A 23,216-nucleotide genomic window follows, 5' to 3' on the forward strand; every position below is an offset into this window, starting at 1 on the left:
GTCTCCCTGCCGGAGTTTTTGATTGTCCGCGCTTTCCATCGAAAGGCGCGGTTGGCTCAGCTCAGATCAATGCGCCGCGGCTCATTCAGCCGCTTGCGCAACCTTCATGCGTCCGGCGGCGTCGAGTACCGATTTGACGATGTTGTGGTAGCCGGTGCAGCGGCAGATATTGCCTTCGAGCTCGTGGCGCACCGTCTCTTCATCGAGATCGCCCGCGTGGCGATTCACGATGTCGATCGCCGACATGATCATGCCCGGCGTGCAGTAGCCGCATTGCAGGCCGTGATTGTCGCGGAACGCCGCCTGCATCGGATGCAGCTGGTCGCCCTTGGCAATGCCTTCAATGGTGGTGACATTGGCACCGTCGATCTGACCGACCAGCGTGGTGCAGGATTTCACGGCCTTGCCGTCGATATGCACGATGCAGGCGCCGCACTGGCTGGTATCGCAGCCCACATGGGTCCCGGTCAGGTTGAGATTTTCGCGGAGCAAATGGACGAGAAGGGTTCTGTCTTCGACCGTGGCAGAGACAGATTTGCCATTGACCGTCAGCTTGACTGTGGACACGCAGACCTCCCGGTATTTTTTAATTATTCCAATTAGAAGCGCGGTCCGGAAAGTTTGCAACTGGGAATTTGGTGGGTGCTTCACCCTCCCCTGGAGGGGGAGGGTCGATGCGAGCGTAGCTCGCAGCGGGGTGGGGTGAAATCACAAGCGACGCAGTGTGTGGTCTCACCCCACCCCGTCTCGCATCCGCTTCGCGGCTGCTCACCGACCCTCCCCCTCCAGGGGAGGGTAGGCGCGTATCCCTCCTGCAAATTTGTGCCTTCATATCCACAGGCTGCGATGCTCTAGTCGCGGCGCAATAATGCCGCAAGCGATTGCGGACAATAACAATTCCGCGACGAGGAGTTTTCGGGAGTGATCGACAAGCGCGTAGCCAGCGCGGCCGAGGCCGTGGCTGGGGTGAAGGACGGGGCAGTCGTCCTGGTGGCCGGGTTCGGTACTGTCGGCATTGCCGATGATCTGCTGGAGGCGCTGCACGAGCAGGGTGCGACCAATCTCACCATCGTCCACAACAATGCCGGCAATGGCGATACTGGTTTGGCCCGGCTGATCAATTCCGGCCGCGTAGCCAAGGTGATCTGTTCTTATCCGCGCTCCGGCGACTACAGCGCCTTCCTCAATGCCTATCGTGCCAAGACGCTGGAACTCGAACTGGTGCCGCAGGGCATCATCAGCGAACGCATGCATGCCCATGCCGCGGGGCTCGGCGGCTTCTTCTCGCCGGTCACGGCGCATACCAAGCTCGCCGAGGGCAAGGAGACCCGCGAGATCGACGGCGTGCTGTATGTGTTCGAGAAGCCGCTGAAGGGCGACATTGCACTGCTGCGCGCCAAGAAGGCGGATCGCTGGGGCAACCTCGTCTATGACCAGTCGGCGCGTAACTTCAATCCGATCATGGCCATGGCTGCCGATCTCAGCGTCGTGCAGGTCAATGAAATGGTCGAACTCGGCAGTCTCGATCCGGAAGCGGTGGTGACACCGAGCATTTTCATCGATCGTGTGGTGGTAGTGGGAGCAAAGGCATGACGTCGTCTGATAAGACCGCAACATACAAGCCGCTCAATCGCGACCAGATGGCCTGGCGCGCCGCGCAGGACCTGCAGGAAGGCGCCTATGTCAATCTCGGCATCGGCATGCCGACGCGGGCGGCGAGCTACGTGCCCGATGGGCGCGAGGTGATCTTCCACAGCGAGAACGGCATTCTCGGCCTCGGGCCGAAGCCGGAGCCCGGCACTGAAGACGAGAACCTGATCGATGCCGGCAAGAACTACACGACGCTGATCAAGGGCGGCGTATTCATGCACCACGCCGACGCGTTCCTGATGATCCGCGGCAAGCATCTCGATGTCAGCCTGCTTGGCGCCTTTGAAGTCTCCGAAGCCGGCGATCTCGCCAACTGGACCACGGAAGATCCATCCTTTCCGCCGGGAGTCGGCGGCGCGATGGATCTCGCGGTCGGCGCTAAGGAAATCCGCGTGATCATGGATCATACCGACAAAGCCGGTAAGCCACGTATTCTCAAGAAGTGTCGGCTGCCGCTCACGGCACCGGGCTGCGTCAAGCGCATCTACACCAATCTGGCGGTCATTGACGTGACGGAGCAGGGCCTGTTCGTGCGCGAGATGGTCGAGGGCATGACGCTGGAGCAGTTACGGGCGCTCACCGAGCCCAAGCTGCAGCTCGCCAACAATTGGCAGTCGCTCACCCCGCCGGCGATGGCGGCGTAGTTGGCTCGTCATTCCGGGACAGGACGGACCGCGTAGCGGGCCGGCATGGGCCCGGAATCTTGAGCTGCTTTGCACAACATGTCGAGATTCCGGATTCGGTCCCGCCGCCTACGGCGTCGGCCCGCCCCGGAATGACAGTCCTGTTCGCCTGCCGCGCAACCTCCAGAAGTTCCGGTATCCGTTTACTCGTCCTTAGCCAATGTGCCGTAGGTTTGGGCATCGGCTTTGCGCGCGCTTGCGCGCGATGACCGGGATGTTGGGAGTGATGAACGGGGGCCCCACGTGGCAACGACGACGCTTGTCCGGAAGAAGCCGGCTTCTTTTAAGTTTCCTGCCCTCAGGTTTCGCGCCAAGGTGACGCTGGGCTTTGCGGCCGTACTCGCCATCTCCGCGCTCAGCATGGTGCTCGCTTATGTCGGCTTCGAGCGCATCTCGGCCGGCGTGGTGTCGTATCGCACCAGCGTTGCGGAGTCCGGTCTGGCCCGCAATATCGACCGCGAACTGACCTCCTATCAGGCGCTGACGCGCTATTACGTCCTCACCAGCAATGAAGCGGACGCCAAGGCAGCGAAGGCTGCGGAAGCAAGTCTGAAGGACGCCATCGACCAGTCGATGAAGGTGACCAAGGACTCCGCGCGGCTCGACAAGATCACCAAACTGTCCCGCGAATTCATTACGTTCACCAAGGTGTTCGCCGACATCCTCACCGTCAAGGGACAGAACGACGCCATCGCCTCGACCCAGTTGTCGCGCACCAGCCTGATGCTGCGTAACAAGATCGATGATCTCGGCGATACCGCGACCATGGCCGGCCTTGCCTCCGTGCAGGATCAGGTCAAGGAAATCACCACCCAGTTCATCACCGCGACCTCGCTCGTGAACACCTATATCGGCAAGGCCGAGGACAAGACCTCGAATGCCGCAACGGCTCGCATCAAGTTCCTGCAGAACTCGTTTGCGACGATCTATGCCAATGACGACAAGATCAACAACAAGGTGAAGGAGATCACCGCGGAGACGAAGCTCTACGCCGATGCTTTCGTCAAGTTCGTTGAGAACACCAAGAAGGTCGACGGTCTCGTTCAGGAAATGTCGGAGACGGCGGGAGCGATCACCAAGCTGTCGACGGCGATGAAGGGGGATCTGCTGTCCGATCAGCAGCGTCTTGAAACCGAATCCGACACCACGATCCACGACACCGAGCGCCAGGTGATGGTGCTGGGCGTTGGCGGCTTCATCGTCGGTGCCATCCTTGCGCTGCTGCTGGGCCGCAGCATTGCCGGTCCGATGATTGCGATGTGCGCAGCGATGCGCAAGCTCGCAGCCGGCGACTTCGAGGTCGTACTGCCGGGTCTCGGCCGCCGCGACGAACTCGGCGACATGGCGTCGGCCGTGGAAGAGTTCAAGGTACAGGCCATCGCGAAGGCCGAGCGGGATGCCGCTACGCAGGAAGAGCAAAGCCGCGAGGCCGGTGCGGCGCGCCGTGCCGAACTCATCCGCTTTGCCGACGATTTCGAGGCCGCCGTGGGTGCGATCGTCTCGAACGTGTCGGCATCGGCAGGGCAGCTGGAAACCGCAGCGGGCACGCTGACGCGCACCGCCGAGACCACCGAGGGATTGTCGAGCCGCGTCGCCGGCGCATCGGATCAGGCCTCCTCGAACATGCAGTCAGTGGCGACCGCAACCGAGGAGCTCTCGCTGTCGGTCAATGAAATCGGCCGCCAGGTGCAGACCTCCAGCAAGATCGCCGATAGTGCGGTCGTGCAGGCGCAGCAGACCGATGCCCGCATCGGCGAATTGTCGCGCGCCGCACAGCGCATCGGCGACGTCGTCGATCTCATCACGGCGATCGCGGAACAGACCAACCTTCTGGCGCTCAATGCGACCATCGAGGCTGCGCGTGCCGGAGATGCCGGCCGCGGCTTCGCGGTCGTGGCGTCCGAAGTGAAGTCGCTGGCCAGCCAGACTGCAAAGGCGACCGAGGAAATCTCGACCCAGATCGCGGGCATGCAGAGCGCGACGCAGGAATCGGTGTCGGCGATCAAGCAGATCGGCAGCACCATCGGCGAGATTTCCGGCATTGCGTCCGAGATCGCCAGCGCCGTCGAGCAGCAGGGCGCTGCCACGCGCGAAATCGCACAGAACGTCCAGCGGGTTGCCCACGGCACCCAGCAGGTCGCCGGCGATATCGTCGACGTCAACCGCGGCGCGACCGAAACCGGCGCTGCATCGGCTCAGGTGCTGAATTCGGCACAGACCCTGTCGAGCGAGAGCGCGCGCCTGCGTGCCGAGCTGGACCGGTTCATGGGGAATATCCGGGCGGCGTAAGGGGCGCATTCAGCGCGTCCTCCGCTTCAGGCTCTCACCACACTCCGTCATGCCCGGGCTTGACCCGGGCATCCATCTTTGGTCGCAAGATGGATGGCCGGGTCAGGCCCGGCCACGACAGCGTTTTTATTAGCAACGCCGCAAAGAGCCGCTACTTCACGCTCGCCATATACGCCCGCCATCCGCCAAACGACGAAATGTCCCGCGCATCTTCCGTCGCTTTGGCTTCCACCAGGAAGCCCTTGACGTTCGATCCGTCGGACAGTGTCAGCGTGCCGATCGACATCGGCGACGGCAGAGATGCAACGAATTTGCCGAAGGCCTCTGCCGACAACGCCCAGACTTCGACGGCGATTTCCGCGCCCGAGCCAGCGGCGACGCGCAGCAGGCCGGGCTTCGCCGGCGTCGTGCCGTTGAGCGCATAGAACTTGTAGTCCGGTGCCGTCGTCGTGGCTTTCAGCAGGCGACCGTTCAGCGCCGTCAATTCGCTGTTCAGCGCCATGCCTGAGAGATGTGCGCCGACGACCGCGATCGCGATTTCGCCGGCGGCCAACTCAGTGGACAGCGGCGCGAGCGCCGGCTGCGGCAGGTCCCTGGCGCCAACCGGCAATTTGGTGTCGGCGTGAAACACGCGTCCGATGCTGGCCAGCAAGGCGTCGTCGCCGCCCGGCGCCAGCAAAGTGATGCCGAACGGGATGCCGTCGGCACGCATCGCTGCGGGGATGGCAAGGCCGCAGAGGTCGAGCAGGTTGACGAAGTTGGTATAGGTGCCGAGCCGCGAATTGAGCTCGATGGGGTTGGCGAGCACCTGCGCCGTCGTATAGGCGGTCGGCGCGGTCGGCAACACCAGCGCGTCGATAGCCGTGAAAGCCTGTTCGGCGACACGCTTCAGCTCCTGCAGCTTGTACAGGGCCGCAAACGTATCGGTCGCGCTCTGGCGTGCACCGGCGATGGTGATCTCGCGCGTGACGGGATGGATCGCATCCGGCGCAGACGCCAGCAGATCGCGGATCACCAGCAGGCGCTCGGCGACCCATGGTCCATCGTAAAGCAGTCGCGCGGTCTCATAGAACGGCTCGAGGTCGAACTCGACCAGCGTCGCACCCAGCGAGGTCCAACGCTTCAGCGCGTCCGCATAGGCTTTCTCCGAGGCCTTGTCGCCAAAGAAGATCAACTGCCCGTTGCGTGGCACGCCGAGCTTGAGGCCCTTCGGAAACGCGGTGAGCGAACCCGGCACCCGCTTGCGCGAATAGGGATCATGGGCGTCATAGCCGCCCATCACATCGAGCGCGGCAACAGCATCGTCCACCGTCAGCGTGAAGATCGACACGCAATCCAGCGTGCGGCAGGCCGGCACCACGCCGGCCGTCGGGATCAGGCCAAGGCTGGGCTTGAGGCCGACGATATTGTTGAGCATGGCCGGCACGCGGCCGGAGCCCGCAGTGTCTGTACCAAGCGTCAGCGGCACGAGGCCTGCGGATACCGCAACGGCAGAGCCGGAGCTCGATCCGCCGGGCACGAGATCGTCGCGGATCGCATTCTTGGGAATGCCATAGGGCGAGCGCACGCCGACCAGACCTGTCGCGAACTGGTCGAGATTGGTCTTGCCGATGATGATCGCGCCAGCGGCGCGCAGCCGCGCCACGGCGCTGGCATCGCGTGTTGCATGATAGGCGAAAGCGGGACAGGCGGCGGTAGTCGGCAGACCGGCGACGTCGATATTGTCCTTCACGCCGACCGGCACGCCGTAGAGCGGCAGCGTCGCGGGATCTTTCGCAGCGAGCGCCTCGGCTTCTGCGATCGCCTCGGCCTCAACGCGCAGTGTGATGAAGATCGCCGTGTCACCGCGGTCGCGGATGCGCTGATAGCTGCGGGCGACTGTCTGTGCGGGCGTCACGGTGCCGGCGCGATGCGCGGCGACGATGGCGGCGATCGTTTCGGGAACGGTGGTCTCGGGAACGGACTCACTCACGATGCGAACCTGCTGCGGATGGCACGGGTGTGCCACCCGCAGGTTGAGACGATGTTATTCAGCAGGCACGGCAAGTGGCGGCTCCGATTGCGGGACAGAAGACAGGCTGGTTGCGCCGAACTTGTCCGCGGCAAAGAGCCCGGCTGCAACAAGAGCATAAGCGAGAGCGACGCCGGGCGTCACCCCCAATCCGCCGCCGATCCCGATCGCCTCGCCATGCATGAAGCCGAAATAGGTCAGGACCGCACCGGCCAGAGCGAAAGCCGAAGCGTTGATGAACTTCCGCTCGATGACGAACACCGCGATGGCGCCGAGCACCAGGCCGACCAGGATCGAGCCGCCGCCCATGACTTCAAGGCCGTGGAACAGCACGCCGTTCTGCCCCATCTTGGCGATGAATTCGGGCGAGTGGATCGCGCCGAAATTCATGCCGGCGGCACCGAGTGCGCCCGACAGCAGCACCGTGGCCCAGGCCGCAAGATGCGGCGTGAGTGCAAGCGCGATGGCGGGCGCGTGCTCGCGTGGCGTGGTCTCGAACGCCTGCGCGCAGATCAACATGCCGATATAGAGCAGGATCGGTGAGATCGCGACCACAGGGATGACGGCCAGCATCAGCGAGATGACGCCGAACCATGACAGTACGATCACCATCAGGCCGGTCGCTGCCGAGTAGCCGATCCGGCCGCCCATCGCCTTCCAGCCGGGATGGCCGATATAGACCGCGTTGATGAAGGGGTTGCCCATGAGGCAGCCGATCAGCGAGACGACGCCGTCGGCGGTCAGCACGCGGGTGGTCGGATATTCGTCGCCGGCAGCTTCCGCGCTTTCGACGTTGTCCATCGCCTCGACCAGATCGTAGATGCCATAGGGAATGGCGGTGACCAGGATGATGCCGAGGAACTGGAATCCCGAGAACACGTGATCGAAGGCCGGGATCGGCACCGAGAAGCCGAAATTGGTGAAGGCTGCCTTGACGCCGGCGACGCTGACGCCACCGATGCCGACTCCAAAGAGATTGGAGCCCCAGGCGATCACCATGCCGACGCCGATCGCGACGAGGCCTGCCGGAATCCCCTTGGGATATTTATAGCCGCCGAACCAGCTCAGCATGATGATGGCAAAACATGTGAGGCCGATCACCGGCGTCATGAACATTTCCAGCGCCGGGCGCATCGCGATGAAAGCGATGGAGACGCCGGCCAGCGTGCCCAAGAGCGCGGCGCGCGGTGTTACCTTGCGGATCCAGGGCGCGATGAAGCCGCCGATCATCAGGATGAAGCTCTGGAAGAACACCCAGACGAGGCCGGCTTCCCAGCCCTTGATGGGATCGCCCGTCGTGATCGAGATCGGCAGCATGATCACGAAGGTGACGATGAACATATGCGGCACGCTGATGCCCGAGGGCAGCGCGCAGACATCGCTGCGGCCGGTCTTCTGCGCCAGTTTGTAGGCGAGCCAGGCGTAGTACATCGTCGACAAGCACATCATCAGGCCCATGGCCGGCAGGATGCGGCCGAACACGATGTTGTCAGGCATTTTCAGGACGAAGCGCAGCAGGCCGGTCAGCACCAGCATGTTGACGAGAATATTGGTGCCGAAGCCGAAAAACGCATTCCAGTCGCCCGGCGTCCATAGAGCGGGCTTGAAGTCGGATTTGCCGGCAGAATCTTTAGAAAACGTCCCCGCGGTCGTGCTCATCGTGATGCTCCTGCTGCAAGTTTGTTGGAAATCTCCGGTGCATTTTCAGAAAGTGTCATTGCTTCAAGGATTGCGGCGGATGAGGCGACCCAGCCGAAGATGCCGCCCTGGGCCTTGATCATCTTCAAGCCCATCTCGTGGAATTCAGGAAAGTAGGACGCGCAGCCGTCAGAAATGACGATGCAGCGGTAGCCGCGGTCATTGGCTTCGCGCACGGTGGTGTTGACGCAGACTTCCGTGGTGACACCGCAGACCAGCAGCGTGTCGATGTCGCGCGCCTTGAGATCGGCGCCGAGCGTCGTGGCGTAGAATGCGCCCTTGCCGGGTTTGTCGATGACGATCTCGCCTTCGACCGGATAGAGCGCGGGAATGATGTCGTGACCGGCCTCGCCGCGAATGAGGATGCGTCCCATCGGACCGGGATCGCCGATCCGCAGGCTCGGCGCGCCGCGGTCGATCTTGGCGGGCGGTGCGTCGGAAAGATCAGGCAGGTGCCCCTCACGGGTGTGCACCACCATCATCCCGGTTTCGCGGGCGGCTTTCAGGACCGCGGCGATCGGGGCGACGGCGCTGGCGAGTTGCGACACGTCGTTGCCGAGCGTCTCGCCGAAGCCGCCGGGCTCCATGAAATCGCGCTGCATGTCGATGATGACGAGCGCCGTCGTGCCCCAGTCGACCGCGATCGGGCCGGGTTCTGCAAGGACCGTCGTTGTATGCAGTGAGTCCGCCATTGCCGTGTACTCCCCGAGGCATGGATGTCTCAGAGGTTAACAAAGCAAGCAGCGTGCCATTGTGTACAACTGCGACGGTTGAATGGTTCAGGAGATTATATTTATATAAATCAGATGGTTATTTCAGAATAGCTTTGCGGCCTAAATGTCGTTCGCAGTCCGGGCGCTGGTTAATTGCTTAGTTTATAGCCGAGGCTGATAGATTGGCAGCGATCGCGCGTCATTGCAGCCCCGAGGGCCGCAATGACGCGGCGCGCTTGCCCTCAGTCCCAGCCGTCGCCCTTGATGCCTGGATTCGCATAGACGATGCCGCCATCCACCGCGATGGTGGCGCCGACCACGTAGTCGCCGGCGCGCGAAGCGAGATAGATCGCGGCGCCCGCCATGTCCTCGTCGGTGCCGATCCGGCCGGCAGGCACGCGGGTCGCCACTTCATCGGCATTGTCGCGTGCAGCCTTGTTCATGTCCGACTGAAACGGGCCCGGCGCGATGGCCGTGACGACGACGTGATCCTGGATCAGTTTGACGGCCATCCGCCGCGTCAGGTGGATCAGGCCGGATTTGCTCGCCGCATAGGAATAGGTCTCCATCGGATTGACGAAGATGCCGTCGATGGACGCGATGTTGATGACCTTGGCGGGCTTGTCCGCGCTGGCTGCTGCACGCAGCGGTCCGGCCAGCGCCTTGGTCAGAAAGAACGGCGTCTTGACGTTCAGCGTCATCACCTTGTCCCAGCCGCTCTCCGGAAATTCATCGAAGTCCGCGCCCCAGGCGGCGCCCGCATTGTTGACGAGAATGTCGAGCTTGGGTTCGCGCTTCTTGATTTCGGCAGCCAGCATCTCGATGCCGGCCATGGTCGAGATGTCGATCGGCAGTGCGATGCATTCACCGGCATACTGCGCTGAGAGTTCTTTCGCGGTGGCTTCACACGGCCCGGCCTTGCGCGCGGTGATGTAGACCTTCGCCGCGCCCTGGCTGAGAAATCCTGCCGCGATCATCTTGCCGATGCCGCGCGAGCCGCCGGTGACGAGTGCAATGCGGCCATCGAGCGAAAACAGATTGGTGAACATGATGCCTCCCGTTTGTTTTGTCGTTGGGCCGATTGTGTGCGGCGGCGGGCAAGGGGAGTCAACAAGCGCTGCTGCAGTTGACCCAGATCAAGGCCGGAACCGGCGGCCGGCGTAGGCTTCTCGCGTTGGTTCGTCCAGCAAACGGACCTCAACCCAACGGGAGAGTGTCATGAGAGCCCATCAAATTATGACCCGCAAGCTCGTCACCGTGTCGCCGGACGCGTCGATTAGCGAAGCTGCGCGGCTGATGATCGATTATCACGTCAGCGGATTGCCTGTGGTGGATGCGGCCGGCAAGCTGGTCGGCATCGTGACCGAGCGGGACTTCCTGCGTCGGCACGAGGTCGGCACGCAGCGCAGGCGTCCGCGCTGGCTCGAATTCGTGCGTGGCCCCAGCCTGCAGGCCATCGATTATGTCCGCGAAGCCGGCCGCAAGGTGCATGAGATCATGACCCGCGAGGTCCGCACGGTAACGGAGGAGACCGGTCTCGCCGATATCGTCGACGTGATGGAGAAGTATCACATCAAGCGCGTGCCGGTGGTGCAGGGCGACAAGCTCGTGGGTATCGTCAGCCGGCAGAATTTCGTCGAAGCCATCGCCGATCTCATGCACGATGTCTCCGATGTCGGGTCGAGTGATGCGTTGATCCGCCGCCGCATCGTCGCTGTGCTCAGGCATAACGAATGGACACCATTCGGCCTCGACGTCCGCGTGAAGGATGGCGTCGTGGACATCGACGGCTTCATCACGGACGAGAATGTCCGTCGGGCGATTGTCGTGGCTGCTGAAAATGTGGCTGGCGTAACCCGCGTCAACGAGCATCTGTGCTGGGTCGATCCGATGTCGGGCGTGTATTTTCCGCCGGAGACCGATCTGCCGCAAAAGCCGGTCTGATCCGGCGCAGGACGCAAGACTCCAGCAAGACTGCAGTTCGCCTGCAGCGAGCCAGACTATCCGACGCCGCCGCGCTGGAAGCCGTTCCACATAGCGGTGGCCGCGCCGGAGGTCAGCACCGGCAGATAGCGGGTGTCCTGATAGTTGCCGTTCAGCGAGACGCGCGGCAGTGCCGTGAGCTGCGAGGAGTTCTCCGAGGCGATCACGCCGGGGCGCGTCGTCACGGCTGTCTCGAAGCCGGCGCTTTTCGCCAATGCGAATTCCCGTGTGCCCGCGGCGCAGCGGTCGCCATAGGGATAAGCAAGATGCATGGCCGGGCGCTGCAGAACGTTTTCGATATCGGTGCGGCTGGCTGACAGCTCATGCACGACCATCGCTTCGGTCTGCTTGGCGAGATTGCAGTGGCTGACAGTATGCGCGCCGATTGTCACCAGCGGATCGGCGGCGAAAGGTTTGAGTTCGTCCCACGACATGCACAGCTCACGGCTGACCGCGTCTTCGTCGATGCCATGCGCAGCGCAGAGCGCGCTGACCTCGCGGCGGATATCCGCTTCTTCCGGCAATCCGCGCAGCCAGCCATGCAGGCGGTCGAACGCCATGTCCTTGCCGGCGAGAGTCGATGTGTCCAGGCGCACCATCTGTCCGTCGATCGGGGCCTCGATCACATCGGCTCTGGCAACGACACGCTCCAGCGCCACCCACCACAGCCGGCCTGTGCCGGAGGCGAAGTCGCTGGTGACATAGACCGTGAAGGGAGCGTCGAAATCCCGCATCGCGGGCAATGCATGGTCGCGGTTGTCGCGATAGCCGTCGTCGCAGGTGAAACAGGCGAAACGGCGCGAGAAATCCCGCTCCGTCAACCGCCGCTGCACTTCATCGGGCGTCACGATATCGACGTCGGTTGCGCGCAGATAAGCGAGGGTGGCGCGCAGGAAATCCGGCGTGATCTCGAGGTGACGGTTGGGCTGGAACGGACCGGCATGCGCAGGGCGCACATGGTGCAGCATGAAAATGGTGCCCACGCCGCCGAAGATCGGTCGCAACACGCGGTGGGCGCCGCTGAAATACAGCGCATCCAGGCCGGCACGAATAATCGTGTTGCGAATCTGCTTCATCGTATGACCGAGCAATTGATGCTACCCACGGAAATGATCAGAAACGATTGAACAAAGCGTTATTCGAATACCCGCGGCGACGCCAGAGGTTTGCCTTGATTTCAATTTGACAGTCCCGCAAGGGTTTGTTTTCTCTCTGTTTCCAGACCCGCAGGACGTCGAATGCACGGATTTTACAGGTGGAGTGCCAAATGGTGGCCCGGGCTCATCCCGCTTGCCATCCTTTGGGCGGTTGCTGCCTGGGTTAGCACGATTCCGCTTGAAACGGATTTAACGGCGCACAGCACTGCGGCGCTGAAAAACACGATCCTCGACAAGAGCCAGATCACGGTTGCCGGGCGTGACGTCTCGTTTTCTGCCGAAGCATTTTCCGAAGATGGTCGCCGCAGTGCGGTCTCGTCGGTCGAGGCCACGCCGGGCGTTCGCCTGGTCAATGACGAAACCCGCCTCGTCGCGGAAGCCAAGCCGTTCGTCTGGGTCGCGGAGCGCGACAATGTCCGCGTGACGCTGTGGGGAACCGCGCCATTGCCGGCCAGCAAGGCGCGCATCGTGGAAGCGGCCCGCGCCGCACTCAGCGGAACCGAGGTCTCCGACCGCATGGGTCTGAAGCGCGGCGCGCCGCCGCGGTTCGATGCCGCAGCTGTGTTGTTGCTCGATCAGGTCGCCAAGCTGAAGGAAGGCAAGGCGGTGATTTCGGATACCAATGTCAGCCTCTCCGGCATGGCGCGCGATCTCGGTGGCCGCGAAGCCATTGCGGCCGCGTTGAAGAATCTGCCGGAAGGTTTCACGGTCGCGGCCAATGACGTCAAGGCGCCGCCCTATGTGTTCCAGGCCAACAAGGACCCGGTGACGAATACGCTGACGCTGAGCGGCTATGTCCCGGACAACACCATTCACGCCGCGCTGGCGTCGGCTGCCGGACGCAAGTTCGGCAATGAGAAGATCGTCGATAACCTGAAGGCCAGTATCGGCGCGCCCGGTGGTTTTGCCGCCGCGGTGACGACGGCATTGGGTGCGCTGTCGCGGCTGTCGACCGGCACGCTGGTGGTGTCCGACCGCGAGGTGAAGCTGTCAGGTGACGCGCTCTACGAAGTGGCCGCGGACCAGATCCGCGCAAGCCTGGCGCGCGAACTCCCGCAGGGTTGGCAGGCCAAGGCCGAAGTCTCGGTGAAGCCCGCCGCGGCACCGGTCGATGCCAGCGTGTGCCAGCAGCTCTTCGCGCAGAACCTGACCAAGGGTCGCATCCGGTTCGAGACGTCCAGCGCCAGCATCAATGTGGATTCCGCGGGCTTGCTCGATCGCCTCGTGGAAATCGCCATGCGCTGCCCCAATGTCCGGGTCGAGATTGCCGGTCACACCGACGGCGATGGCGATGCGGCGTTCAATCAGTCGCTGTCGGAAAAGCGCGCGCTCGCCGTCGAAGAATATCTTGTGAAGGCCGGCCTGCCGGCGGACCGTTTCTCCACCATCGGCTACGGCAGCACGCAGCCGATCGCCACCAACGATACCGACGAAGGCAAGCTGCAGAATCGCCGGATCGAATTCGTCGTGAGGCAAGCGCCATGACCTATCTTGCGATGTTTCACTGGGGCTGGCTGCTCGGGGCGTTCCTGATCGGCTTCTGCATGGGCTGGATCGCCGTGGTCTATCGCGGGCGTTCGGTGTCGCGGGTCTGGATCCAGCGCCTGTCGGTGATCGCCGCGGTCATCGTCGGCATCGCGATTGCCAAGGTCGTGCCCGGCCGCTTCGGCTACTGGCTCGATCTCGGCCTCGCCTTGTTCGGCTTCTATCTCGTCGGCTGCGCCATCGGATCATGGCTGCGCGACATCGTGGTGGTCAGGCAGCAGGCCCGCGCGAGCTGAGGACTGTGGTGCGCCGCTGCCGTCTTTTTTATCAACGTCTCGCCGCCAAATCGGCGGCATGAGGTCACGAAAGCCTCATTGTCACGTGAGACGCGTCACGACGTCGGCATTTTGCCGCAGCGAATGCGCCCGAGAGGCTGGTGGTTTGTTAGGACTGACCTAATATACTGATGTGGCTTGTTTTTATTCACAGCCGGCGAATTCCACTTTGCCGCAAAACGCGCTACGACGGTTGTGCCGGAGACAACTGATGTGGCGGTTCCGCCGAGGCTAGTCTGACTTCCTGGTCCAGATCTCTCTGGTCAGGGGATCGCATTCGAGGTTGAGATGCTGGAAGCAATACGCAGGGCGATCTCGTTTCTGCGCGAGAAGCAAATCCTGCACAAGCTCGGTGTCTTGATCAGCGTCGCGGTGATCGGCATCGCCTGCTACATGCTGTATCACAAGCTGCGCAACATCGACGCTGCTGCCGTTTTCCGGGCGATGACCGAGACCGAGCCGCGGCTGATCATGCTGTCGGCGCTGTCGGTCGCCGCCGGCTATTTCACGCTGACATTCTATGACTGGTTCGCGGTGCGCACGATCGGTCGCCGCGACGTGCCGTACCGGATCAACGCGCTGGCGGCTTTCACCAGCTATTCCATCGGCCACAATGTCGGCGCCAGCGTCTTCACCGGCGGCGCGGTGCGCTATCGCATCTATTCGGCCTGGGATCTCAGCGCCGTCGATGTCGCCAAGATCGTCTTTCTCGCCGGCCTCACCTTCTGGCTCGGCAATCTCGCGGTGCTCGGCATGGGCATCGCCTATCACCCGGAGGCGGCCAGCGCGATCAACCAGGTGCCGCCATGGATGAACCGCATCCTGGCCTATATCATCCTCGCCGGCCTCGTCGGCTATGTGGTCTGGGTCTGGATGAAGCCGCGCAGCGTCGGCCGCGGCCCATGGTCGGTGGTACTGCCGGGCGGCCCGCTGACCCTGCTGCAGATCACCATCGGCATCATCGATCTCGGTTTCTGCGCGCTGGCGATGTACATGCTGGTGCCCGCCGAGCCCGACGTCGGTTTCGTCGTGGTGGCGGTGGTGTTCGTCTCGGCCACCTTGCTGGGTTTCGCCAGCCATTCGCCCGGCGGTCTTGGCGTGTTCGACGCCGCCATGCTGGTTGGCCTCGAAATGATGGATCAGGAAAAGCTGCTGGCTGGCATGCTGCTGTTCAGGGTGCTTTATTACCTCGCGCCGTTCTTTATATCAGTCATGTTACTGACGCTTCGCGAGCTTATTATCGGTTCGCGATCGAAAAAGCTGCAGGCGGTCGCGGCGGACGCCAAGCCCGGCGTCGGCCACCCGCTCAAGGAACATGGCCGCTCCGGCGCCTGACATACGTTCGCATTCGCAGCAGGAAGAGATCCGGTTCAGATGGCCATTGAAGCTTCTCCATCGACCATGTTTTCGCCGTGGCCGGACCGGCTGCGGCATTCGGCGATCATCCTGCTGGCCGCCGGCCTGGCGCTAGCCGCACTGGTGTTTTTCGGCGAGCTGTCGCCTGTTCGCGCGGGCATCGTGTTCGTCTGTATCGCCGGCGCGGCGCTGGTGCCGTGGCGGCTGCATGACGTGGTGACGGCGCGCGACGAGGCGCTGGCCGCCAATCCTGTCGAGGCGCCTGCGGTGCGCGCCATCATCGCCGGCATTCCCGATCCCGCCGTGCTGCTCGACCGTGCCGGCCGCGTCATCCATCTCAATGCCGCAGCGGCGCAGCTCGCGCCCGCACTCCGCAAGAACGAACTGGCGCAATTCGCGCTGCGCTCGCCGGAGATCATCACCGCCTTGCGCGAGTCCATCGCCACCACCGAGCCGCGCCGCGCCACCTATCTCGACCACGTTCCGGTCGATCGCTGGATGGAACTGATGATCACACCGGTGCCGGTTCCGACCGCCTTTGGCGGCACCGACACCTGTATGCTGATGACGTTCCACGACCAGACGCCGCTGCGCCGTGTCGAGGAAATGCGTGCCGACTTCGTCGCCAATGCCAGCCACGAGCTGCGCACGCCGCTGGCGGCGCTGTCCGGTTTCATCGATACGCTGCAGGGGCCGGCCAAGGACGACGCCAAGGCGCGCGAGCGCTTTCTCGGCATCATGCATGCGCAGGCGACCCGCATGGCGCGGCTGATCGACGATCTGCTGTCGCTGTCGCGCGTCGAACTGTCGGCGCATGTGCGGCCGGATACGCTGGTGGATATTCTCCCCATTATCCGTCAGGTCGGCGATGGGCTGGAGCCGCTGGCCAATGAGCGCAACGTCAGGATCGAAATGGCGCTGCCGGAGACGCCGGTGTCCATCGCTGGCGATCGCGAGGAATTGCTTCGGCTGTTCGAGAACCTGATCGAGAACGCGCTGAAATACGGCGCATCCGGTGGCAAGGTGGACGTATCGTTGACCACGGAGTCGACCTCGGAGGGTGTGCCGGAGATCCGCGTCGCCGTGCGGGACTATGGCCCGGGCATCGCCCCCGAGCATCTGCCGCGCCTGACCGAGCGTTTCTACCGGGTCGATGTCGGCGACAGCCGCGCACAGGGCGGTACGGGCCTCGGCCTCTCGCTGGTGAAGCACATCCTGAACCGGCATCGCGGCCGGCTGCTGATCGAAAGCGTGCCGAAGAACGGCGCGACTTTTACCGCCGCCTTTCCGCAGGTGAAGACGCCGCCGGCCCCTCCTACCTCCGCCGCGTCCTGACGCCTTAAAACTCTCTTCGTTCTCTTGCGCCCGTCAGGGCCGCCCTCGGGCGGTCGGGCATCGCAGCGCTTCGCTCAGACAGTCAAAAAGCCCTGGCGGATGGTGCGGCATTGCGTCCGATCCCCCTCAATATCGTGCCCGCCGCTGTCATACGCGCGCATGCGCGCGAGGCCGGATTCCGCCTGCTGAAACATATTGTTAACCCCTGTGACGGCGGATTTTGACGGCCTGGCATGATCCTTATGGCAGGGCATTTTCGATGTCATTTGCACGGTAAAATTATCCGCGGAGGCAGAAAAACAAAGCATTTACAAGTGCTTGGTGCCGTCATCCAAGTGTCACGGAACTATCATAAAAGCACAATCGACCACCCCTAAACGGGCGGCGTGAGCACAACTGGCGCATCCGGCGCGGTCGCTCACGAGATTGGAGACATCCCATGAAATTCCTCAAAGCGATCGTCGCTGCCGGCCTCGTTGCCGCCTCGACCTCGGCATTTGCCGCCGACATCACGGGTGCCGGCGCAACCTTCCCGTTCCCGGTCTATTCGAAGTGGGCCGACGCCTACAAGAAAGAGACTGGCAATGGTTTGAACTACCAGTCGATTGGTTCGGGCGCCGGCATCAAGCAGATCCAGGCCAAGACCGTGACCTTCGGCGCCACCGACGCGCCGCTCAAGGCTGAGCAGCTCGAGAAGGACGGCCTCGTTCAGTGGCCGATGGTGATGGGCGCGATCGTTCCCGTCGTGAATCTCGAAGGCATTGCCTCTGGCGAGCTGGTTCTCTCCGGCGAAGTGCTCGGCGACATCTATCTCGGCAAGGTCACCAAGTGGGACAACGCTGCCATCGCCAAGCTGAACCCGAAGCTGAAGCTGCCCTCGGCTGCCATCACCGTCGTTCGTCGTTCGGACGGTTCGGGCACCACCTTCAACTTCACCGACTATCTGTCGAAGGCCTCGGCTGACTGGAAGACCAAGGTTGGCACCGGTACGGCTGTCGAGTGGCCGGTTGGCGTCGGCGCCAAGGGCAATGAAGGCGTTGCCGGCAACGTCGGTCAGACCAAGAACGCAATCGGTTACGTTGAATATGCTTACGCCAAGCAGAACAAGCTGACCTATGCCGGCCTCGTCAACAAGGCTGGCAAGACCGTGCAGCCGACCGTCGCTGCCTTCCAGGCTGCTGCTGCCAATGCCGACTGGGCCAAGGCTCCCGGCTACTACGTGATCCTCACCGACCAGCCGGGCGAAGCGTCCTGGCCGATCACTGCGGCGACCTTCATCCTCATGCACAAGGCCCCGACCGACAAGGCGGCCTCGGCTGAAGCGCTGAAGTTCTTCAAGTGGTCGTTCGAAAAGGGCGACAAGGCTGCCGAAGAGCTCGACTACATCCCGATGCCGGACTCGGTCGTCAAACTGATCGAAAAGACCTGGTCGGCTGACATCAAGAGCTGATCTGGTGTGTGGGCGGAGGAGAGGGGCATCTCTCCTCCGTTTGCTGCAGGGCTGAATTTCTTTCTTCTTCTCTTCTGACTTCGCGCCCTGACAAGCCCCTCCAGGGCAATGCGTTTTGGGGTATTGTAACAATTACAGGGGACTGGCGTGGCAGACATGGCCGTACAGAGCTCTTCGATGGACGCTGCCGGACCTTATGATCGTGCGAAGGCTTTGAATGCCTTCAAGACGGGGGACCAGGCGTTTTATTGGATCACCCGCATCTCGGCGCTGTCCGTTCTGTTTATCCTCGGCGGCATCATTCTGTCGCTTATCGTTGGTGCGTGGCCGGCGCTCCGCGAATTCGGCTTTTCGTTCCTGACGACGCAGCGCTGGGCACCGTCGGCTGATCCGCCGGTGCTGGGAGCGCTCGGCCCGATCTACGGCACGATGATCACCTCGGTGATCGCGATGGCTATCGCCATTCCGGTCGGCATCGGCATCGCGATCTTCCTCACCGAACTGTGCCCGAACTGGCTGCGCCGCCCGATCGGCATGGCGGTTGAGCTTCTCGCCGGTATTCCTTCGATCATCTACGGCATGTGGGGCTTCTTCGTGCTCGGCCCGTTCCTGGCCAACCACGTGCAGCCATTCATGATCAACGCCTTCGAAGGCGTCCCGGTCCTCGGCGTGATCTTCGCCGGCCCGCCGTCCTATCTCTCGCTGTTCAACGCGTCGCTGATCCTCGCCATCATGGTGCTGCCCTTCATCACCTCGATCTCGGTCGACGTGTTCAAGACGGTGCCGCCGGTGCTCAAGGAAGCCGCTTACGGCGTCGGCTGCACCACTTGGGAAGTCGTCCGCAACGTCGTCATCCCCTATACCCGCGTTGGTGTGATCGGTGGCGTCATGCTGGCGCTCGGCCGTGCGCTCGGTGAAACGATGGCGGTGACCTTCATCATCGGAAACTCGTTCCGGATCACAGGCTCGATCTTTGGCCCGGGCACCACGATCTCGGCAGCGATCGCCAGCGAGTTCGCGGAGAGCGACGGTCTGCATCAATCGGGTCTGATCCTGCTCGGTCTCCTGCTGTTCGTGCTGACATTCTTCGTGCTCTCGGCAGCGCGTCTGATGCTGCTGCGTCTGGAAAAGAAGGCGGGCAACTAATATGAACCCGATTTACGCTTCACGCCGCCGCAACGACATGATCATCCGTGGGCTCTGCATGGGTGCCGCTCTCTTTGGCGTCACCTGGCTTGCGCTGATCCTGTTCACGCTGTTCTACAACGGTATCGCCGGCATCAGCCTGCAGATCTTCACCCAGAACACGCCGCCGCCCGGCTCCATGGAAGGCGGCCTGCTCAATGCCATCGTCGGTTCGATCATCATGACCGTCATCGGCGTCGGCATCGGCGCGCCGCTCGGCCTGTTTGCCGGCACCTATCTCGCGGAATACGGCAAGCACGACAAACTCACCTCGGTGATCCGCTTCATCAACGACGTGTTGCTGTCGGCCCCGTCCATCATCATCGGCCTGTTCGTTTATGGTGCGGTGGTGGTTCCGATGGGCGGCTTCTCGGCTCTCGCCGGTTCGCTTGCGCTCGCCGTGATCGTGATCCCCGTTGTGGTTCGCACCACTGAAGATATGCTTGGTCTCGTGCCGAACCCGCTGCGCGAAGCGGCCTCGGCGCTCGGCCTGCCGCGCTCCCTGGTCATCAAGCGGATCGCCTATCGTGCAGCCCGCGCCGGTCTCATCACCGGCGTGCTGCTGGCGACGGCGCGTGTCGCCGGTGAAACGGCGCCGCTGCTGTTCACCGCGCTGAGCAACCAGTTCTTCAGCCTCGATCTCACCAAGACGATGGCCAACCTGCCGGTGACCATCAACAACTTCGTGCAGAGCCCCTACGAGTACTGGAAGCAGCTCGCCTGGAGCGGTGCCCTGATCATCACCTTGACCGTACTTGCCCTTAACATTGGCGCGCGCATTCTCGGCGCCGAGAGGACAGCAAAATGAGTGAGCTTTCTGTGTCGTCTGGCGTTCCTTCCGTCTCGATGCCGCCGCCGTCGGCCCTGCAGGGCGAGACCCGTCCCAAGGTCACCGTGCGCGACCTGAACTTCTACTATGGCGAACACCACGCCCTGAAGAAGATCAACCTGACGCTGATGGCGAACCGCGTGACTGCGTTCATCGGCCCGTCGGGCTGCGGCAAGTCCACGCTGCTGCGCATCTTCAACCGCATGTATGATCTGTATCCCGGCCAGCGCGCCGAAGGTCAGCTCATGCTCGATAACCAGAACATTCTGGATCCGAAGCTGGACCTCAACCTGCTGCGCGCCCGCGTCGGCATGGTGTTCCAGAAGCCGACTCCGTTCCCGATGACGATTTACGAAAACATCGCCTTCGGTATCCGCCTCTACGAAAAGATCTCCAAGTCCGAGATGGACGTGCGCGTCGAGAGGGCGCTGCGCGGCGGTGCGCTCTGGAACGAAGTCAAGGACAAGCTCAACGCGTCGGGCCTCAGCCTGTCGGGCGGTCAGCAGCAGCGCCTGTGCATCGCGCGCACCATCGCGGTTCGGCCGGAAGTGATCCTGTTCGACGAGCCGTGCTCGGCGCTGGATCCGATCTCGACCGCGAAGATCGAGGAGCTGATCGACGAGTTGAAGGATCAGTATACGATCGCGATCGTGACCCATAACATGCAGCAGGCTGCCCGCGTCTCCGACAGCACGGCCTTCATGTATCTCGGCGAGTTGATCGAGTTCGATCAGACCAACAAGATCTTCACGTCGCCGACCGACCGCCGTACCCAGGATTACATCACCGGCCGCTTCGGCTGACGCGACATATTCGCGGGAGGAATTTGAGATGGCTTTTGAACACACCACCAAGGCTTTCGACGACGATCTGCAGGAGCTGACCCGTCTCGTTGCCGAGATGGGTGGCCTCGCGGAACGGCAGATCGTCGAATCCGTCGATGCGCTGATCCGCCGGGACGTCGCGCTCGGTGCGCGCGTCGTCGCCACTGACTCCGAGATCGACCAGTTGCAGCGCACGATCGAAGAGCGCGCCGTGCTGACCATCGCCAAGCGCCAGCCAATGGCTGTCGATTTGCGCGAGATCGTCGGCGCGCTGCGCGTCGCCACCGATCTGGAACGCATCGGCGATCTCTCCAAGAATATCGGCAAGCGCGTCAATGCACTCGACAGCGACTTCCATCCGCTGAAGCTGATCCGCGGCCTCGAGCACATGACCGACCTCGTGACCACCCAGGTCAAGGCTGTGCTCGACGCCTATGCCGCACACGATCTGCCCGCCGCGATGACGGTGTGGAAGGGCGACGAGGAAATCGACGCGATCTGCACCTCGCTGTTCCGCGAACTCCTGACCTATATGATGGAAGACCCGCGTAATATTTCGTTCTGTATCCACCTGATGTTCTGCGCCAAGAATATCGAGCGGATCGGTGACCATGCCACCAATATTGCGGAAACCGTGTTCTACATGATCGAGGGCCAGCAGATCCTCGACAAGCGCCCGAAGGGCGACATGACCACATTCGCGAATACGCCGACGGCCTGAAGCATGATCAGGAAAAGTGGAAGCCAGTCTTCCGCAAGGATCATGATTTAAAGACTTGTCGGACGTCACTGAGGGTATTGATCAAGATGGCTGTGAATGCACGCATTCTGGTTGTGGAAGATGAAGAGGCACTAACGACGCTGCTTCGCTACAACCTCGACGCCGAAGGCTATGATGTTGAAACCGTCGCTCGCGGCGACGATGCCGACACCCGCTTGAAGGAGCGGGTGCCGGATCTCGTGGTGCTCGACTGGATGCTGCCGGGCCTGTCCGGCATCGAACTGTGCCGCCGCTTGCGCGCACGGCCCGAAACCAAGGCATTGCCGATCATCATGCTGACGGCGCGTGGCGAAGAGAGCGAGCGCGTTCGCGGTCTCGCCACCGGTGCCGACGACTACATCGTCAAGCCGTTCTCCGTGCCGGAGCTCCTGGCCCGCGTGAAGGGCCTGCTCCGTCGTGCAGCTCCCGAGCGTCTCGCTACCGTTTTGGCATTTGGCGACATCGAACTCGACCGTGATAAGCGCCGCGTCGTGCGCTCAAGCCGTCCGATCGATCTCGGTCCGACCGAATATCGCCTGCTGGAGTTCTTCCTGGAACATCCGGGCCGCGTGTTCAGCCGCGAGCAGTTGCTCGACAGCGTCTGGGGCCGCGACATCTATATCGACGAGCGCACCGTCGACGTGCATATCGGCCGCCTGCGCAAGCTGCTCAACCCCGCCGGTGAGCCCGATCCGATCCGCACCGTGCGCGGCGCCGGCTACGCGCTGGATGATCGGTTCGACAAGGCGGCGGAGTAGGTATCTTCCTTCTCCCCGCAAGCGGGGAGAGGTTAGAAGCCCCAAACAAAAAAATGCCCGGCTCATCGCCGGGCATTTTCATTTGGTTTAGATACTTTCCAGCTCAGCGCGTCGGCTTCGGCACCGCGCGGCGGCGGTCGCTGGCCGGCTGATAGGCGATGCGCGAGTGATGCGCGCAATAGGGGGCGCCGGCCAGGGCCTTGCCGCCGCAGAAATAGAAGTCCGCGCTCGACGGATCGCCGATCGGCCAATGGCAGGTGGCTTCGTTGAGTTCGACCAGCGACAGGCGCTGGCTGATCGGCACGATGTTGTCATAGGCGATCGGGTCGGGCTCGGCCTCGATCTCGTAGTTATGGGCCAATGCTGTGTTGCCACGGGCCATCGGGCGGGCGACGCGCACCATCTGCTGTGCCGGGCGCGCCTTGCGCTGCCGCGGAGCTGCCGAGGAGGGGCTCTTGGCACGGCCGGACAGGCCAAGGCGGTGCACCTTGCCGATCACGGCGTTGCGGGTCACGTTACCGAGTTCCGCAGCGATCTGGCTGGCGGAAAGGCCGCCTTCCCAGAGTTTCTTCAACTGTTCGACGCGATCGTCGGTCCATGTCATTACCGTCATCGCCGTTTTCCCTTCGTGAGCGCCGGCCTGACCGGGCAGCGCTGCGAGTTGAGACTTCAAAAATCCCTGCGGTCAGAATCCTTTAGCGCTCACCGGGCGCGA

21 protein-coding genes are annotated in these 23,216 nt (G+C 62.7%); 14 read left to right on the forward strand and 7 right to left on the reverse strand.

The window, feature by feature from the left end:
• Positions 1-81: 81 nt before the first annotated feature.
• Entirely contained in the window at positions 82-567 is a 486-nt protein-coding gene (locus AB8B20_RS22430) for a (2Fe-2S)-binding protein (protein ID WP_068737631.1), read from the reverse strand.
• Between the two features lie 354 nt (positions 568-921).
• Here AB8B20_RS22430 and AB8B20_RS22435 point away from each other — a divergent pair, with 354 nt between their 5' ends.
• The 3 genes from AB8B20_RS22435 to AB8B20_RS22445 all read left to right on the forward strand — a co-directional run bounded on the left by AB8B20_RS22435 (position 922) and on the right by AB8B20_RS22445 (position 4,622).
• Positions 922-1,593 (forward strand): 3-oxoacid CoA-transferase subunit A, encoded by a 672-nt coding sequence (locus AB8B20_RS22435; RefSeq protein ID WP_093758046.1) that lies wholly within the window; start codon positions 922-924, stop codon positions 1,591-1,593.
• Positions 1,590-2,294: a 3-oxoacid CoA-transferase subunit B gene (locus AB8B20_RS22440; protein WP_439073532.1), complete on the forward strand. Its 705-nt coding sequence runs from the start codon at positions 1,590-1,592 to the stop codon at positions 2,292-2,294. The genes AB8B20_RS22435 and AB8B20_RS22440 overlap by 4 nt, the downstream gene beginning before the upstream one ends.
• 282 nt (positions 2,295-2,576) lie before the next feature.
• Complete coding sequence (locus tag AB8B20_RS22445) at positions 2,577-4,622, forward strand: methyl-accepting chemotaxis protein (protein WP_439073531.1); 2,046 nt, start codon at positions 2,577-2,579, stop codon at positions 4,620-4,622.
• A 151-nt stretch (positions 4,623-4,773) separates the two neighbouring features.
• Here AB8B20_RS22445 and atzF read toward each other — a convergent pair whose 3' ends face one another.
• The 4 genes from atzF to AB8B20_RS22465 form a co-directional block, all read right to left on the reverse strand.
• On the reverse strand, positions 4,774-6,594 hold the full coding sequence (gene atzF / locus AB8B20_RS22450; RefSeq protein ID WP_439073529.1) for an allophanate hydrolase: 1,821 nt from the start codon (positions 6,592-6,594) through the stop codon (positions 4,774-4,776).
• Between the two features lie 54 nt (positions 6,595-6,648).
• Positions 6,649-8,292: a regulator gene (locus tag AB8B20_RS22455; RefSeq protein ID WP_439066652.1), complete on the reverse strand. Its 1,644-nt coding sequence runs from the start codon at positions 8,290-8,292 to the stop codon at positions 6,649-6,651.
• Positions 8,289-9,023, reverse strand: coding sequence for a cysteine hydrolase family protein (locus AB8B20_RS22460; protein WP_439073528.1), 735 nt, complete (start codon positions 9,021-9,023; stop codon positions 8,289-8,291). The genes AB8B20_RS22455 and AB8B20_RS22460 overlap by 4 nt, the downstream gene beginning before the upstream one ends.
• 263 nt (positions 9,024-9,286) lie before the next feature.
• Positions 9,287-10,093, reverse strand: a complete 807-nt coding sequence (locus AB8B20_RS22465) for an SDR family oxidoreductase (protein WP_068737620.1) — start codon at positions 10,091-10,093, stop codon at positions 9,287-9,289.
• 169 nt (positions 10,094-10,262) lie between these two features.
• On the opposite strand from AB8B20_RS22465, the gene AB8B20_RS22470 reads away from it, so the two are divergent.
• Complete coding sequence (locus tag AB8B20_RS22470; protein WP_439073527.1) at positions 10,263-10,988, forward strand: CBS domain-containing protein; 726 nt, start codon at positions 10,263-10,265, stop codon at positions 10,986-10,988.
• Positions 10,989-11,044: 56 nt separating this feature from the next.
• Here the strand turns inward: AB8B20_RS22470 and AB8B20_RS22475 are convergent, their stop codons facing one another.
• Positions 11,045-12,103, reverse strand: coding sequence for a polysaccharide deacetylase family protein (locus tag AB8B20_RS22475; RefSeq protein WP_439073525.1), 1,059 nt, complete (start codon positions 12,101-12,103; stop codon positions 11,045-11,047).
• Between the two features lie 162 nt (positions 12,104-12,265).
• Between AB8B20_RS22475 and AB8B20_RS22480 the strand changes: the two genes are divergently transcribed.
• The 10 genes from AB8B20_RS22480 to phoB all read left to right on the forward strand — a co-directional run bounded on the left by AB8B20_RS22480 (position 12,266) and on the right by phoB (position 22,501).
• Complete coding sequence (locus tag AB8B20_RS22480) at positions 12,266-13,669, forward strand: OmpA family protein (protein ID WP_439073523.1); 1,404 nt, start codon at positions 12,266-12,268, stop codon at positions 13,667-13,669.
• The gene (locus AB8B20_RS22485; RefSeq protein WP_309940781.1) at positions 13,666-13,965 is read left to right on the forward strand and encodes a hypothetical protein; all 300 of its coding nucleotides are present in this window, start codon (positions 13,666-13,668) and stop codon (positions 13,963-13,965) included. The genes AB8B20_RS22480 and AB8B20_RS22485 overlap by 4 nt, the downstream gene beginning before the upstream one ends.
• A 327-nt stretch (positions 13,966-14,292) precedes the next feature.
• A complete protein-coding gene (locus AB8B20_RS22490; protein WP_089266758.1) occupies positions 14,293-15,339 on the forward strand; it encodes a lysylphosphatidylglycerol synthase domain-containing protein in 1,047 nt (348 codons plus the stop codon).
• A gap of 39 nt (positions 15,340-15,378) precedes the next feature.
• Complete coding sequence (locus AB8B20_RS22495) at positions 15,379-16,695, forward strand: ATP-binding protein (RefSeq protein ID WP_089266759.1); 1,317 nt, start codon at positions 15,379-15,381, stop codon at positions 16,693-16,695.
• 439 nt (positions 16,696-17,134) lie between these two features.
• Entirely contained in the window at positions 17,135-18,145 is a 1,011-nt protein-coding gene (pstS, locus tag AB8B20_RS22500; RefSeq protein WP_439073522.1) for a phosphate ABC transporter substrate-binding protein PstS, read from the forward strand.
• A gap of 147 nt (positions 18,146-18,292) precedes the next feature.
• A complete protein-coding gene (gene pstC / locus AB8B20_RS22505; RefSeq protein ID WP_093758054.1) occupies positions 18,293-19,291 on the forward strand; it encodes a phosphate ABC transporter permease subunit PstC in 999 nt (332 codons plus the stop codon).
• 1 nt (position 19,292) lies between these two features.
• Positions 19,293-20,138 (forward strand): phosphate ABC transporter permease PstA, encoded by an 846-nt coding sequence (pstA, locus tag AB8B20_RS22510; protein ID WP_089266762.1) that lies wholly within the window; start codon positions 19,293-19,295, stop codon positions 20,136-20,138.
• Positions 20,135-20,962, forward strand: coding sequence for a phosphate ABC transporter ATP-binding protein PstB (gene pstB / locus AB8B20_RS22515; protein ID WP_315840220.1), 828 nt, complete (start codon positions 20,135-20,137; stop codon positions 20,960-20,962). Before pstA ends, pstB begins: the two co-directional genes overlap by 4 nt.
• A gap of 28 nt (positions 20,963-20,990) precedes the next feature.
• On the forward strand, positions 20,991-21,704 hold the full coding sequence (phoU, locus tag AB8B20_RS22520; protein WP_439073520.1) for a phosphate signaling complex protein PhoU: 714 nt from the start codon (positions 20,991-20,993) through the stop codon (positions 21,702-21,704).
• A gap of 92 nt (positions 21,705-21,796) precedes the next feature.
• Positions 21,797-22,501: a phosphate regulon transcriptional regulator PhoB gene (gene phoB / locus AB8B20_RS22525; protein ID WP_068737970.1), complete on the forward strand. Its 705-nt coding sequence runs from the start codon at positions 21,797-21,799 to the stop codon at positions 22,499-22,501.
• 103 nt (positions 22,502-22,604) lie between these two features.
• Here the strand turns inward: phoB and AB8B20_RS22530 are convergent, their stop codons facing one another.
• Positions 22,605-23,114, reverse strand: coding sequence for a GcrA family cell cycle regulator (locus AB8B20_RS22530; RefSeq protein WP_068737968.1), 510 nt, complete (start codon positions 23,112-23,114; stop codon positions 22,605-22,607).
• Between the last annotated feature and the right edge of the window lie 102 nt (positions 23,115-23,216).

Source organism: Tardiphaga sp. 866_E4_N1_4, assembly GCF_052076075.1.
Lineage (GTDB): Bacteria > Pseudomonadota > Alphaproteobacteria > Rhizobiales > Xanthobacteraceae > Tardiphaga > Tardiphaga robiniae.